A 15,076-nucleotide genomic window follows, 5' to 3' on the forward strand; every position below is an offset into this window, starting at 1 on the left:
TAAATACTGTGTTATTTATTTACGAAAAGTTTATTAAGACCTGACAGTCCCGAAACCTCAGGATAAAACCTGTCAGGTCTAATCTAAATATCTAATTACGCATAAGTCTTATCAATCTGACTCAAAACAGTCGGATCCTGAATTTCATTGTCTTTGGCAAACAATAAAACTTTAGACATTACCTCAGCCGATTTCGGATCGTCGTCTGCAAAAGGCAGGAACAAACGTCCTCTGTGTTGCGAATGAATTGGCAATATCGATAAATATTTACCCGGAACCTGATGTACAATCGCACTTCCTAAATGAACACTGTATTCTGCCAATTGTCCTTTTATGATGGCGTGGTTTCCGGTAATTTCAACATTCTTGATTTTGAATAAACGCAATGTTTCTCTTAACAATACTGCTCTCATTTCGATAGAAGAATGACTCGCTTCTGGATCAACACCGCCAACGTGGGCAACGCTTACTACTAAATCAATATCACGCATTACTTCTGAGAAGATTCTCGGATTGATTTCTTCAAAAGGAACATTTTTATAATCTTTTAATGAATGGAATTCAATCGTTTCCAAAGTCGGACTTTCTACATCGGCTGGAGAGAACCAGTCTGCCAAAGCGTACATTTTTACCTGATAGCCTTCTTTATGGAAAACCTTTTGTAAACCTTCTTCGTAATCTACTTTCCAGCCTCTTCCTTTTAATAATGCTAAAGTCTGATTTGGCTGAACCTGATGTCCGGCATAACGTCTTGAAATTGATTTTTCTTTTAATTCGTCTGGCGTTGGCACGTATAATTCTCTGAAAATCTGTTTAAACGGCTGTTGCAGTTTATTGTCAAAACAATATTTCTGAAAATCTGTCCAAACATTATTTTTATGCAAATCAAAACAATGTGCGATTCTAAAAGTCTGTTTTTCGTTTAACGAAATCATTTCTCCTAAAGCCGTTACCAGATTTCCATCTACATAAAAACCAATTTGATTTTCGTTGGAAATAAAAACCAGTTTTTCTAAATGTTTCAAAATAATTGGATGTTCGAAAAGATTCTGCATTTCTGCGAATAAGAATTCATCGCCACGAATCATACTTTCTTCCAGACCTTTTCGCGAACGTGTCCATTGCTCTCGCATGGTTTTGCGGTAATTGGTCAGTTCCAGAATTCCTTTGTCTTTTTTGTATTTTGGCGGAATCGATTTTAATTCTTTATCACCTTTCAAAGTAACCAAATCGGCTTTTCCTTCTTTGTTGATGACCAAACTTATCGTTACATCATCCAATTTAACTTCCGTTTCTTTAGATAAGATATTCTGAATTTGTTTGGTTTCCATCGCCCAAGTCAAACGAACAGGATCCGGATAACCCGCATTTCTGGCTAAGTTTTCCAAAGCTACACGAATTGCCAAAGCTTCGCTCGCTTGTTTCATCGAACCAAACTCTTTGCTTTCTTTTTTAAACTGCTGTAAATATTCGTAACGAGCCAAAATATCTTTTTCAGGACTTGCTTTGCTCAAAGGCACCAAACCGTAAACGCGCAAATAATCCTGATCGCGTTTGTCTTTTACTTTTGCGGTAACTTCCCTAATTTTCAAATCGCCCGTAATTGTGTCTGCATACAAACGTGCACGACGATGTCCGTTTCCGTCTGTTACATATTTAGCCGATTCGTACAGCATTTCCCATTTGGCTTTGCCTAATTTTTTATAGGCCGAAACGAACCAATCTTTATCAACCGCGCCGTCTTTAAAATCCTGTAAATCGATTGACGAGAATTTCGCCATTTCACTTTCCAGTTCCGAATTTACAGCGCTGTAACTTGCCGTTTTAGTATGCGCATGGAACCACCAGATTCCTTCATCCAGACCTTTCCAGTCTAAATAATTGCTGATGAACTTTTGCCATTGCGGAGCATAAATCGCCGTTTGAATCAATCTTTCTTCTGAGATTTTGGCTTTTTTAACCGCTTCATTAAAAATTTGCTGTGTATCAGATTCTAACGGATAACATCTTTTCAGTAAATAACTGAATAGTTTTTGTTTCGTCAATTCGGTATAACTCCACGAATAAATATAGCCTTTGTACAAACTTGCTTTTCCAAGCGCAGTAAGCATTTCGACCAAACGATTAATGCCATAAATTTTCTGGAAACTCTGAACTAAAGGCGTAACCGAAGTATTCGAATCGCCTCTTTTGACTTCGATATCCAAAAATGTTTCGCGGATTTTATCAATCATCGGAACTAAAAATGGGAACGTTTTTAGTAATTCTTCGCTTCCATAATGTCTGTAATGCTTGCTTTCGCTGGTTAAAACTGAAATTCTTTCCGGTTCCAAAATACCTTCGTACAATTCGCCTTCGGTAATTAATTTTTGTTCAAAAGCGGTGCAGTATAAATGAATTGGCGGTTTGCAGTACGAAATGTTTCTTTCCAATCCGTTGAGTTGTCGCCATCTGTAGAGATTCCAGACTTTGTTTTCCTGTTCTGGAGTTAAATCGGCTAAACTGATTTTATTCAGATAAATATCAAAAAAGCCCTGATTCTGCCAGCCATTTCCACTATCCGAATTGTAATAATATTGGTCTTTTCCCGGTTTGTATTCAAACTCCAAAACAGATTGCGGAAGATCGGCATACAAAGTCGTACAAGCATCAATCAGGAAATCTGTTTCTTCTTTAAAGACATATTTTAGCTTTAAAGCATTCAAAATATTCAAAATCGCATTGTCCCAATCGTAACCTCTTTTATTGGGGTGCGGTAATAATTCTTTATAATAAAAAACATGTTTTTCAAGGAAATCACGCCAAACTTTTCGGTCGCAATTGCTTACCAGCGTTATTAAAAACAAATCTCTTTCGTCTAATCCTGAATCCTGAAACCAGCCAGACCAAACCTCGTATAAAGGATAATTTGTCGCCAAAGCTTCCTTGTCTTTTTCGTCTTTCAGATTTTTTAATGTTCTGAAAGTATTTCCAAGTAAAACCGTTTGTTTACTGTTATCGTAGTTTTCGATTTCGTATTCATAATTTCGGTTTTTTTCGAATAATTGATACAGTTTCGAAATTTCATTTTTAATATGAGGCATCGATTTTGAAAAACCATATTGCTGTGCTTTCACTGCTTTTGAATACAGAGAATCCGAAGCTGGTTTTGGCAATTCATAAGCTGAGACCTGATTTGGTGTAAAGAAACCGTATCCGTTTTCGGCGCTTAGAATGTTTTTCTTTTGCGACGGTTCTAACTGTTCGATAAATTTGGTTTCTTTTTCGGTAATTTTTGGTCTTGCCGAATATGCTTTTACCCAATCGTTTACTTTATCAGTCAGTTTGTTGTTTTTCTGCAATTGCAACATAATATCCAAAGCCGACATGCGCTGTTCCATATCGCCTTTTTCCAGAATCGCATCTACAAAAGTGGTAATGTTTTGATCTTCCTGTTTGAGTAAAATCGTCGTTAGGTTTTTCTTTAAATTGGAATTTTTACGTTTGTACAATTTCTGAAAAATTCCCAATTCGTCAGCTGTCAGCGTCAGATTGTTCAAGGTGGAAATTGCCGAAGCTACAAGCGATTCTCCCCTGTCTTTCAGGATTCTTAAAGCAAAACTTCTTTGGAAATCTGTTGGTGCTTTTTTCTCTTTTCCTTCATTACTTTTAAAACTGTAAAACGAATAACAGTAATAATCGCCCAGAATTTGACGCGTCAGTTTTTCTCTTAAATTGATAGAAAAACTTTCGAACTGATTTAAAATAAGTTCTAATCTATCGTTATGATCGCCAATTAAATTTATGGCCGACGAATACAAAGTATCTTTTTCGAACTTCGCATTCAGCCATGAAAATACTTTTCCTTCAAAAGTTTTTTCTTTTACGGTTATCGTTTGTGCAAGATTATAGACTTTATTGAAGAAATCCGGATAATCGGCATTTTCGATATAATATTTCGATTTGGTGTTGGCATCCAAAAGCGCGTTCATTCTTGGAACGGCAAATGCCAAAACCTGAAGGTTTTCGTCGTCTAAAGCTTTAAAATAAAGTGGCATTTCGATATACGGATCATGCGTTTCTCCGGCAAATTTCAGCGCCAGACATTTCTTTTCCACCGAACCTTTTTCTAATAATTCGTGCAGAAACGGAACCGTTTTCTCAACATCCAAAACGCCCTGAACCCAAAGCGCCATATAGGCTTCGTTATTATTTTTACTACGAATACCTGTCAGAATGGTTTCTTGATTCGAAAAATAACCGTAAGCCAAATCCAGAATATTACGAACCGTAGTTTCTTTTTCAGCATCCCAGCCTAAACCTGTCCATGTGTCGATTGCTCTTACCACCGATGAAAAACGGCTCAGTTTATTGTCGATAATCACTTTGATCATGTATTGCAAAGCGCCGATACTAGTTTCGTCCAACGCTTCTAAAACAACCTGACGAAGTCCTTCCTGACGCTGTGCCGAAAGCAATAATTTTTCTACCAGTTCCCAGTTTTCTTTTTTCTCACTGTTTAAAAGTGCTTTGATGATATTTCTGGAAACTTTTCCCTGTGGGTCTTTATTGAAAATAATATCTTCAAACAGCTGATACAGATTCGCCTTATTCAAATCAAGTGCCGATGACCAAATCATGAATTGGTTGCCCGAATTTGAAATCTCAGTATCATAACGAATCTGATCTTCGATACTCAAATTATAATAAACCGTTTTCGAGTCCTGATAATGGTATTTACTGGCTCCGTTTAATAACGAACGCAGAAAATTAACCTGATTGACCAACAGATATTTTTTGTGGTTTGGCGCTCTAAAAGAACGTCTGGAATACCCCGTTTGATACATTTTTTGCGGCAATCTGTTCCAGGCCTCTTTTACATAAACCGCATTTTCTTCCCCAAAAAAGAAAACCAAAAGATCATAATAGTTTTTGTCTTCCCAAATATTCTCTTTTATCAGCGCTGTAAACTTTTCGGCCTGTTTAGAACCCAGCGAAATATAATTGCTGTAATAATTGTCGTCAAGCTTAAGAAACTCCAAACCAAACTCCGCAACTTCTTTCTTTAGTTTTGATCCAGAAAATAATTTCGTAACCAGATTACTGTTTACAATTTCTTCCAATTCTTTCTTGAACCTCTTAATCGGATTCTCGATTGCTTTACTTTTTAATAAATCTTCAATTGTCATGTTTTTTTATTTTAGATTTTAGACTGTAGATTTTAGATTCTGAAAACGAACCTCAACATTGAATTTTTTAACTTTTAATTCTCAATTTTTAATTGACTTTTGCCATTGAAATTGACAATTAACAGATTAGTGCTTTATTTTTTAATTTCGTAATGTCCTTTTGCAGGCGAAAAACAATCTCCAGTTAAAGAACTGTTTGATTCTACCCATACAAGTTTGTTTTCATTTTCTTCATACCATTTCTTTAAATTATTTTGCAAATGGATTCTATTTTCGGTTTTTTCTCGTACATAATACCAATAAGCACAATAGCCACATTCTTCACTAAACTTTTGTCCTATCAACTCGAAAATTGGAATACCTTTTATTTTTTCATTAAGAATTACTAAAGATGCATCTGCAACTGTATATTCTCCGCCAAACATAGGAACATAAACTTCCTTTAAAACAGTTTTGTCAGTCAATTTGTTAATTAAATCAGGGATATTTTTCTTTCCTTGTTTGACCAAATTCCAAAAAATTTCATCATTACAGTTTTGGATATATGGAATTTCTTTTATGTCTTTAATTTCACTTACAAGCAAGTCTTTTGCGTTATAAAAATCGTTGGATTGTTTTTGCAATATAATTTTTGTCGTGTCACTTGTGAGAAGTGATAAATATTCAGTATCTCCATCGGTGCCTGTCGATTCATAACGAATTTTAAAAGTTGAAATGGTGTCGGATTTATATCCATTTTTCATTAATCTTAGGTTGCAGATTATACCTTCAATTCTATTCAACTTAAAAAAACCGCTTTTATTTGTATGTGTTTTCAGTGGATTAGATTCTGTATTTTCCTCAATTAAAACATCTGCGATTGGTTTTCCAAATTCATCGACAACGAACCCAGAATAATAGTCATTTACTTTCTGACTACACGAAAGAAACAAAACGCTAATTATAATTATACTGATGAAAGTTCTTTTTCTCATTTATTTTGTGATTCCTTGTATCTGTTTTAACGTGTGTTGGTTTAGAATTTCGCACAACAATTACCAATAGCTTCCCGCCAAGAACGTAAGCCTGATAAAAGTGATGGCTTTATTTTTGGATAAATCGATTTCCTCGGTTAAGGTTTCGAGCTGATCGTCGCCGTAGAAAACAGCGTACAAACCGTCTTCGAAAGCTACAATGGCATTTTCCTGCGCTTTTGCCAAATCTACTTTATTGTGGTTATAAAGTGCGCCAAAACCCACTTTTCCCGTATCGGTTAGAATGGGAAGGTAATTTTCTTTTGGAAGATGGATTTTGTCTTCGTCCTCAAACTCGAAGGAAGAAGCATGGAATAATTGCACCTGATAATCTACAATCGATTCGATTAGTTTTTGTGTGGAAATAACAGGATTTTCTATAGCCAGCGCTATACTTTTTTCCTGAAGAAGCGGATGTTTTTTTCCTAATTGTTTTACTGAGATGCTTATATTCATCTTTAATCGGCTTTTATTTTGAGGTGGTAATGTAAGAATTTTAAATCAGTTTATTCTTAAAATAATGTCTTTAAAATGTTAAAAAATCTCAGAATTAAAAGTACGATTTGATACTAAAAAAATACCCTGCAAATTGGTATTTGCAGGGTTTGGGTTTTTATTGGGATGATTTAAATCTTCGATTTTTTCCAAAACATCTAAAATGCGTTAGAGCTATCACTAGCTTCAGTAACGTGAATGAAGGCTTCGTTTAGGTTAACTTGTAAAGTTTCAAAGTTCTCGATTGCCGATAAAATGTTTTTATCGAGAACAAGATATATTTTTATTTAAAAAAGAAAGAAATAGCTTATATTTTTTGTCTATTTTAAAATATAATACTAAATTTAGATTGAAAACAAAGATAGAAATTATAATTGGTGGTTTGTGTGTTAATAGCTAAGATAACTACAAAATGAATGAGAAATAAAATTTTAGTGGAATAATAATTCTACAAAGAACAAATTTCAGAAAAACTTAAAAAAATCATTACTTTTGCGCCAATGAGTCAATCTGATTACATAAAAGATATTGCTAAATATGGTCTTGAAAATGATCAGGAGAAATTATTGTCTGCTTTAAACGAATTTATTGATTATTCAAAAAAAAGCAAGAAAGTAAATTTTGCTATTCAATTACAGTCTATATTAAAAGAATCTTTTCAACATCAAAAAAATTCCTCTTTACTTAAAACTGGGTCAGATTCTTATTTCAACAGAATTGAAGACAAAGAAGTTGGAGATTTAATTCTAGAGAAATTAACATCTGATTATAATCTTCATAATATCGTTGCAGATAAAACTGTAATAGAAAATTTGAATTATTTTATTGAAGAGCATAACAAATTAGAATTATTACAGAAATTTAATCTACCTGTTTCAAATAAATTATTACTACATGGGCCTTCTGGTTGTGGAAAGACTTTAGCATCTTACGTCGTTGCCGGGGAATTGAACAAAATGATGGTTGTAGTTAATTTAGGAGCCATAGTTTCTTCTAAATTGGGAGAAACCAGTAAAAATTTATCCAAAATATTTCGAAAAGCAGCTTCTGAAGATTGTATAATTTTTATAGATGAATTTGATTCTATTGGAAAAGTAAGAGATTATAATCAAGATCATGGAGAAATGAAACGTGTTGTAAATACTATTTTACAACTGTTTGATTATCTACCGCAAAATAGTATTGTTATAGCCGCTACAAACCAAAAAGAAATGCTTGATGAAGCTTTACTAAGAAGATTTGATTTTTCTATTGGTTTTAATTTACCTACTGAAAAGGAAATAACAGATTTAATTTCATTAACACTTAAAAATGGAAATTTTACTTTTGATAATAAATTAAAAGCAAATAAATTAATTAAGTATAGTGTTGGTCTATCTTATTATAGTATACAAAAAACGCTAGTAACAGCAATAAAAAGAAGTCTATTTGCTGTTACTAAGCCTGAATTTGTATTGTCTCCTAAAATTGATACTACAGTTTGGAAAAATTTAATTGATATTGAAAAAAAATCAATAGGCATCTAGTTTTCTAAATCAAGATCCAGATCTAAATTATTATCAATTTCTAAAAAATCATTTACCTCTAGCATCTCTGAGTATAAATTACTAACTCCATTATTGCTAGTTAATTCAGAAATTTTACAAACAATAGAGAATGAATGATTACTTTTTGATAATTCCTTTAAGTATTGATTTTTAGTAAGACATCTTACAGATAAAGCTAAAGTGTCATCTATATTAACAAAATCCGTAGGTTGTAATCTATAAGTCATAAATTGACTATTTGAAAATAATCTATTATCAATACCAAAGTGATCTTCACTCCAAGAAATTGTCTTCTTTATACCATAATCATCTTGTATTCCATCCTCAAATTTTACGACATCAATATCTTTGGTCAAACTAAACGAAATATGCAACGGATTATAGTCTAATTGATTATCTTTTACTGGCATAAAACTATAACATAATGAAATATCAAATTGTAATTTGTTACCACTATCCTTTAAATACATAGGTAAGTTTATTGGAACTTTTATTATTTCACCAATTTTAATATTATCTTCAATGATGAATGAAATAGAATTATTACTATTAAAAATTAAATCTGATTTTAAAGGCCTGCCAAATCCAACTAAGCTTTTAAGTAAAGAATCCGGTTTTTCCCTAAAATGAGGCAACTTATTTTTACTATAATATGTTGCTGAATTTACCAGTAATGCTTTTACAGTCTGCGTTTTTAAATTCGGGTAAGTATTTAATATTTCAGATGCATAGGATGTAACTAGAGGAGTTGCTAAACTTGTTCCACATGAACGACCATAAAATTTATCTTCCATAGCAAATGGAGATCTTAAAATTTCAAGTCCCGATCTTTCGCTAAACAAATCCCCTCCTTCAAAAATAAAATCAGGCTTGTTTAAATGTTTATTTTTTTGCTTGATTAGTTGTCCATTTACACTTTGAGAATAATCATAATGAAACTTTCTTGTATAATATGCAGGATAACTTTGATTTGGAGTTATATGAGAATTATCAAATTCTTCCAGATTTCCAGCTAAAGCTCCCACAGAAATATTATTCAATGATTCTGAAGGAATACAAATATTAGTATCCTCACATGAATGAACTAGAGTAGTCATATCCCTTTTATAAAAAAAGTCAGGATAATCATGGTCGGGATGAGGCTCTTCTTCAATTAATGCTTTTAAACTTTCGGCACTAAAATTACCGACAGAAATAAAAATTAAAACATCTTCTTCATAAGAAAGTTTATCTAATTCATATGCAAATTGACTATATGTTTCATTATATTTTTTTGCACCAGGAATAACTAAAGACATATTAAATATTCTAATTCCATGATTTCTTTTTACCTGTCGAATATCACTAATTAATTTCGGTATATTAAGAGGATCATTATCATTATGTATAACTTTAATTACAAATATTTTTGATTTAGCCTTGTATTCATTTTTTATTTCTTTATAAAAATCTTCACCTAAAGCAACCAAACCTGCTACCATTGTGCCATGCCCTACTTCATCCCAAAAAGCTCCATTATTAGTATGATCAATATGTTCATTTAAAATTATTGGTTTTAATGGCAAAATTCTCTGAACACCAGTGTCAATAATACCAACTGTAGTAATAGAATTCACTAATTTGACTTCAAAATCATAATCTCTTATGGGTCCATTATAACCAGGTCTGATTTTTTGAATCCTCGAACTTATAATAGCTTTTATTATATCAAAATTATCGGCAACAAATTTTAAATTCTTTCTATCAATCAAATCTATAGATAACATATCAGGAGACTCTTTATCATACGAATATTGAAAATTGCTTTCTTTTAAATATTGAAACAATCTCTCTTTTTGTAGTTCTGAATTTGTACTAATTGATTTTATCAAATTTAGTAAAACTCCTTCATTACTATATGTTTGAACTCTTGCTTTTGAATCAACAAATTCAAATTGATAAATTAGAGCTAGTAAATTATAATCTTGATTATAATAAGAAGTCCCTTCTTTACTATTAATAATTAACTGGATATGGTTTATGAAATTATTAAAAGAATTCATATCCATTATTTCAAAAACAACAGTCTTATTAAAATCCTTATATTCAACAGGATATAAGCCATATTTCTCAAAGAATTTGTTACGCAAGTCCAGATTAAAAGTATTATAAAATCTGATTTTTATTAGATCAATATATGCAGGTAATTCAATACTTCTTCTTTCAGTTCTATACTTTCGTTTATAAAAAAAATCAGCATTAAAATTTCGTAAATTATCCTTTTGATATTGTTGAATTATCTTTGGCTCATTTTGTTCGTCATTCTCTTCAGCTCTAGTATTATTTTTACCATTACTAACATTTCTCTGCCTGTTAAATTTAGGGTGATTTGATTTATCATTATTTAAATAAACATGTCTATTCATATTAAAAAATTTAGACTCAAATCTAATTATAAAAAAAATCTTATGATTACGTTAATCCATAATTAACAAATAAATCCGTCGAAATGTTATTATTTAAAAGAAATTTCAACTCTCAAACCTAAATCCCAAAAAAGCTCTTAGAATTCAACGTCGTTTCCTCCGCTACTTTAGTCAAAATTCAAATAACAGGAATTATCTACTTATACAATTTTTTCCTAATTTCAATCAAAGTCTGAATTACCTTTTCTTCATCTGGTTTTTCAGGAAGATTTGAAGTTAAATAATGACTTTCTATCGAAGTAATTAAATGATCTGCCATTTCCAGTAAATCATCATATTCTTTGTTTCCCGCTTTTATAGCTAATAATTCTTCACGATTGGAAACTCTAATATTTAATTTGCCTGTAGAAAGAATTTGTTCAGCAGTTTGCAAAAGACGAATGGTGTGCATCATGTTTTTGCTGTCGTAATTTTTTCCGTGTTGCTGGTTGGTATGGTAACGCTCTTCGTTTCGTTTTTCAATCCAGCTCCAGTATTCGGTATATTCTTTACAATATTTTGAATATCCGTCTTGGTTGCAGGATAAATAACCAATCCCCTTTTCCTTTTTTGGAATGGATGAAAGTGACACTTCATTCGAATTTTCTTTCTGAATAATTCCTTTATAGCCTAAAGTTTTATTATCGTCATAAAACATCGCAAACATTCCTTTTGAATTAGGAAGATTTACCAAACCAATCTGCTCTTGATTCCAATTGTTTTCTTGTAGAAATTCTAATAATGGAATAGTTTCATACCCTTTTAAAACATAACAAAAATCCAAAAGACTTTTCTTTTCCTTTGGCATTGGGTTAACAATTTTCTTGTTTAAACCTCTCGCCTTTTTGATTTGTGTTACCGCATAACCCGCAAAAGAATCTTTACAAAGTTTAGATAAAAAATCTTCTATTTTTAAGTGTTCCATTAACGGATGCTTGTACAAGATACAATCTTCCGGCGAAGCCAAAATCTCCAAAATATTTGGATTGTTTTTAAGCAATAATTCTACAAAACGACCAATTTCGTAATAAACCTCGTCATTCGTTTCATTACTAATCTGCGGAATATAATCTAACCCAAAGAATTTTTCTTTTGGCAGATAATAAACACCTTTAATATCGGTATCTGATGTTGGCGTATTTAACCCAAAAGATTTACTTCCCGAAATAACTTCGAAAAGGATTAAATTTTGAGCTTTAAGGTTTTGGATCGTCATGATTTATCAAATTATTTTGGAAAGTTGAAAACGGTATTTTTAAAAAACAAATCTAATTCTTCATTGATCTTCTTCCCGCTTTCCAACTTATTTGCATTTTCCTGATTGAATTTTACCGTTTCCAATAAGAAATCAGTTATTAGAACTTCTTTTGGATGCAGGTATTTTTCGTCTTGATTGGCTTTTATTTGTTGTAATTCCAGTATTTTTTCTTGTATGTTTTGTGGTGCAATGGGCAATAAATCGGCAAAAGCAACGGGCGGAAATGTATTGGTTTCTATAATCCATTTTCCGGCTAAAGCAGTACGTAAGGCATAGAAATAACTTTTTAGTTTTATTTCTTCCATTTCGCAAACTTCCATAAAGTTTTTTGTTGTTCCTAAATAGTGGTGCAAAACCGCGATTGGCGAAAAACATTCTGTGGCTATCTCACGCATTTGTTTTACAAAAACTTCATTTTCATAATACACAACAGGCGAGAACAGCCATTCCATCAAAGATGCACTGGATTTTGCTAATAACCTTACGGATTTACGTAAATCCCAGCCTGAACCGTCCAAATCATCTTCGGTCATGAATTCTATTACGTCTGGTTTTTCCCAAAGCGATAAATAATACTCTGGTTTGTGTTTGTATACAAAACGAATGTCGTAATCGCTGTCTGGAGAAGCAAATCCCCAAGCACGGCTTCCGGATTCTACCGCAAAAAGTATTTCTACGTCTTTTTGTTTCTCTATTTCTTTTAATTTTTGAAGTATTTTTTCTTTCATGATGATTTTTTTTTGCCACAAAGGCGCTAAGGCACTAAAGTTTTTTTCTATTAAGTTTTCTTTGCGTCTTAGCGCCTTTGTGGCAGTAAACTAACTAAACTGTTTCCATTTTTATTCTTCTAAAAAGTCTTCTAAAAACCCTATAAATTGTTTTCCATCAGCAGACCATCTTAATCCTTGTCCGTTTTGAACTCTTATTTCATAAACCAAACCGTGTTTATAATGATAAAAAATATTCCACCACGTTTTATGATTTATAATGTAATGAATAAGCTTTTCTACTTTTTCTTTTTTCTCGATTGCATTTCCTTTTATCTCTCCAAAAATACTGTCTTTTTTTCTGCCGACATGTTTTTCCCAAGCTCTCGATGCAATCGAAATTTCTTTATTGAAAGGTTCAAAACAGCTTTCTAAAAGAACTTTACTTTCAGGTGGAATTCCCGTTTCATCACGCTTGCTGGCAGATGTTAAACGTTGACCCAAAATAAGTAAAGTAACTTCAAAAGGTGTTTTTTCTAAAGTCTGAATTAAACTCTGTTTTAATCCTTCTGAATTATTTTCCAGGTTTTCTAAAACGTCTTTAAAACAAGAAACAGCATCTTGCAATGAAACTATAATTTCGTCTTTGAAATAAGGAAGTCTCAAAATTTCTGTTTTCTGACTGTAGTATGAAATCAGATTTTCTGAAAAAAGCTCCAGATTTTCATCTGTTAGAAACAAAGCGTATTTTTCTTTCCATTCTTTACTTAAATCTGGAATCACCGCTTTTATTTCATTAAAAAGAACATTCGATTTCATTTTATTCCAAACAGATTACATTTTCATTTACAGTCGTTTGCGACAAAACATATTTCATCAAATTAAAATTCGACGATGCATTATCCAAAATCCAGGCATCAGAAGTCACAGCAATCCAATTACTTTCTGCAATAACTTTATCTGGATTATAAACCAGTTCAACTTTCCAATCATATTGATTTTCTAAAGCTATTTCTTCAATCATCTTTTTCAATCTCCCACTATTTGAAACTGGTTTATCGAAAAACCAGTAAATCGTTTTAATTTTTTCTTTTTTATAAAAATCAGCAATTATTTCTATTGCCAGTGATGTTTGTTTCACTCTCTTATAAGTTCCGTGAACACTCGACAGATCACGAATAAAACCATCTTGTCCCTTAAAAACATAAGCATTTGACAAAATACTTTCTAATAAAATCAAAGCGTTAAAACCATCTATCGCAATTTCTTTTCCTTCTAATTCATGACTTTGAATTTCTTTAGATTGTCGATTTTCAATTTGACTTTGAGAGGCACTCATTCCGCGGACGGCTTGTTGCTGTCGGGAATTTAAACGATATCGGTTTCCAACTAAAGCTAATGTTGCTTTTTCGCCATAACCTCTGCTCAGGAAATAAGACAAATCTGTTACGGCTTCTTTTAGTTTCAACTGTATTTTCTCCGTTCCGAATAAAGTATCGTCACTTGCTTCTTTTCCTCTGTTTTTTAAATCTGTCATATTGCTAATTTATAAAACATATTACGGTTTTGAACAAAATTATACCTAACAGGTTTCTAAAACCTGTTAGGAAAACAAACCTAAATCCCAAAAAAGCTTTTAGAATTTCGAGTCGTTTCCTCCGCTACTTTAGCTAAAGTAATCCCTTTAAACTGTGCAATTGTTCCGGCAACATAAGGCAGAAAAGCAGGTTCGCAACGGCGTTCGTGGTATTTCTTCAAAAGACTGTTTGGGACATTTTTAGGAAGCATAAAGGGCGCATCGGTTTCAATCATCATTCGGTCGAGCGGTACGTACTGAATGACTTCTTTTAAATGGCTGAAACGCTTGGCATCTGAAATCGCTCCCGTAAAACCCAGATAAAATCCGTTATCGAGATAGGTTTTGGCTTCCTGCAACGTTCCCGTAAAACAATGCACAACGGCTTTTGGCAATTGCGGTAAATAGTCTTTGGTACTATTCATAAACGAACTAAAAGCACTTCTTTCGTGCAAAAACAAAGGTTTCTGTACTTCAATCGCCAATTCTAATTGGGCTTTGTAACATTCTTCCTGTTTGTTTCGAGGCGAAAAATCACGATCAAAATCGAGTCCGCATTCGCCAACGGAAACGACATGTTTCAGTTCTAATAATTTCCTAAGTTTCGAAATACTCTGCGCATCGAAACTCTTCGCATCATGCGGATGTATTCCCGCCGTAGCGTACAACACGCCCGGATATTGTCTTGCAATCTTCGCAGATTCTTCACTATTTCGTACGCTGGTGCCTGTAAGTATCATTTGCGATACGTCGGCGTCGAGCGCGTCTTGTACGACATCGTCTATGTCGTTTTGGAATTGTTTGTTGGTTAGGTTGATACCTATGTCTATGTAATTCATATTTTTTAAAGTTGCTAAGGTTCTGAGAG

10 protein-coding genes are annotated in these 15,076 nt (G+C 32.7%); 1 reads left to right on the top strand and 9 read right to left on the bottom strand.

Annotated features, from left to right (window positions below):
* Positions 1-95: 95 nt before the first annotated feature.
* From P2W65_RS23640 to P2W65_RS23650, 3 genes are all read right to left on the bottom strand, one after another.
* Positions 96-5,168: a DUF4132 domain-containing protein gene (locus P2W65_RS23640; protein WP_289661935.1), complete on the bottom strand. Its 5,073-nt coding sequence runs from the start codon at positions 5,166-5,168 to the stop codon at positions 96-98.
* Between the two features lie 134 nt (positions 5,169-5,302).
* Entirely contained in the window at positions 5,303-6,142 is an 840-nt protein-coding gene (locus tag P2W65_RS23645; RefSeq protein WP_289661938.1) for a carboxypeptidase-like regulatory domain-containing protein, read from the bottom strand.
* A 60-nt stretch (positions 6,143-6,202) separates the two neighbouring features.
* Positions 6,203-6,637: a hypothetical protein gene (locus tag P2W65_RS23650; RefSeq protein WP_289661940.1), complete on the bottom strand. Its 435-nt coding sequence runs from the start codon at positions 6,635-6,637 to the stop codon at positions 6,203-6,205.
* 539 nt (positions 6,638-7,176) lie between these two features.
* On the opposite strand from P2W65_RS23650, the gene P2W65_RS23655 reads away from it, so the two are divergent.
* Positions 7,177-8,202: an AAA family ATPase gene (locus P2W65_RS23655; RefSeq protein ID WP_289661943.1), complete on the top strand. Its 1,026-nt coding sequence runs from the start codon at positions 7,177-7,179 to the stop codon at positions 8,200-8,202.
* Here P2W65_RS23655 and P2W65_RS23660 read toward each other — a convergent pair.
* The 6 genes from P2W65_RS23660 to P2W65_RS23685 all read right to left on the bottom strand — a co-directional run bounded on the left by P2W65_RS23660 (position 8,199) and on the right by P2W65_RS23685 (position 15,047).
* Positions 8,199-10,628, bottom strand: a complete 2,430-nt coding sequence (locus P2W65_RS23660) for a S8 family peptidase (RefSeq protein WP_289661945.1) — start codon at positions 10,626-10,628, stop codon at positions 8,199-8,201. The genes P2W65_RS23655 and P2W65_RS23660 overlap by 4 nt on opposite strands.
* A gap of 196 nt (positions 10,629-10,824) precedes the next feature.
* Positions 10,825-11,883: a nucleotidyltransferase domain-containing protein gene (locus P2W65_RS23665; protein ID WP_289661947.1), complete on the bottom strand. Its 1,059-nt coding sequence runs from the start codon at positions 11,881-11,883 to the stop codon at positions 10,825-10,827.
* Between the two features lie 11 nt (positions 11,884-11,894).
* Positions 11,895-12,653, bottom strand: a complete 759-nt coding sequence (locus P2W65_RS23670; RefSeq protein WP_289661949.1) for a nucleotidyltransferase domain-containing protein — start codon at positions 12,651-12,653, stop codon at positions 11,895-11,897.
* A 111-nt stretch (positions 12,654-12,764) separates the two neighbouring features.
* Positions 12,765-13,451 carry a tRNase toxin domain-containing protein gene (locus P2W65_RS23675; protein ID WP_289661952.1) on the bottom strand — a complete coding sequence of 229 codons (687 nt, stop codon included), beginning with the start codon at positions 13,449-13,451 and terminating at the stop codon, positions 12,765-12,767.
* A gap of 1 nt (position 13,452) precedes the next feature.
* Complete coding sequence (locus tag P2W65_RS23680) at positions 13,453-14,169, bottom strand: DUF434 domain-containing protein (protein ID WP_289661954.1); 717 nt, start codon at positions 14,167-14,169, stop codon at positions 13,453-13,455.
* Between the two features lie 80 nt (positions 14,170-14,249).
* The gene (locus P2W65_RS23685) at positions 14,250-15,047 is read right to left on the bottom strand and encodes a TatD family hydrolase (protein ID WP_289661957.1); all 798 of its coding nucleotides are present in this window, start codon (positions 15,045-15,047) and stop codon (positions 14,250-14,252) included.
* Positions 15,048-15,076 lie beyond the last annotated feature (29 nt).

The organism is Flavobacterium panacagri (genome assembly GCF_030378165.1).
GTDB lineage: Bacteria > Bacteroidota > Bacteroidia > Flavobacteriales > Flavobacteriaceae > Flavobacterium > Flavobacterium panacagri.

Bases quoted from the DNA above. Each gene is read 5' to 3' on its own strand.
- P2W65_RS23640 (WP_289661935.1), bottom strand. From the start codon at position 5,168: ATGACAATTGAAGATTTATTAAAAAGTAAAGCAATCGAGAATCCGATT.
- P2W65_RS23645 (WP_289661938.1), bottom strand. From the start codon at position 6,142: ATGAGAAAAAGAACTTTCATCAGTATAATTATAATTAGCGTTTTGTTT.
- P2W65_RS23650 (WP_289661940.1), bottom strand. From the start codon at position 6,637: ATGAATATAAGCATCTCAGTAAAACAATTAGGAAAAAAACATCCGCTT.
- P2W65_RS23655 (WP_289661943.1), top strand. From the start codon at position 7,177: ATGAGTCAATCTGATTACATAAAAGATATTGCTAAATATGGTCTTGAA.
- P2W65_RS23660 (WP_289661945.1), bottom strand. From the start codon at position 10,628: ATGAATAGACATGTTTATTTAAATAATGATAAATCAAATCACCCTAAA.
- P2W65_RS23665 (WP_289661947.1), bottom strand. From the start codon at position 11,883: ATGACGATCCAAAACCTTAAAGCTCAAAATTTAATCCTTTTCGAAGTT.
- P2W65_RS23670 (WP_289661949.1), bottom strand. From the start codon at position 12,653: ATGAAAGAAAAAATACTTCAAAAATTAAAAGAAATAGAGAAACAAAAA.
- P2W65_RS23675 (WP_289661952.1), bottom strand. From the start codon at position 13,451: ATGAAATCGAATGTTCTTTTTAATGAAATAAAAGCGGTGATTCCAGAT.
- P2W65_RS23680 (WP_289661954.1), bottom strand. From the start codon at position 14,169: ATGACAGATTTAAAAAACAGAGGAAAAGAAGCAAGTGACGATACTTTA.
- P2W65_RS23685 (WP_289661957.1), bottom strand. From the start codon at position 15,047: ATGAATTACATAGACATAGGTATCAACCTAACCAACAAACAATTCCAA.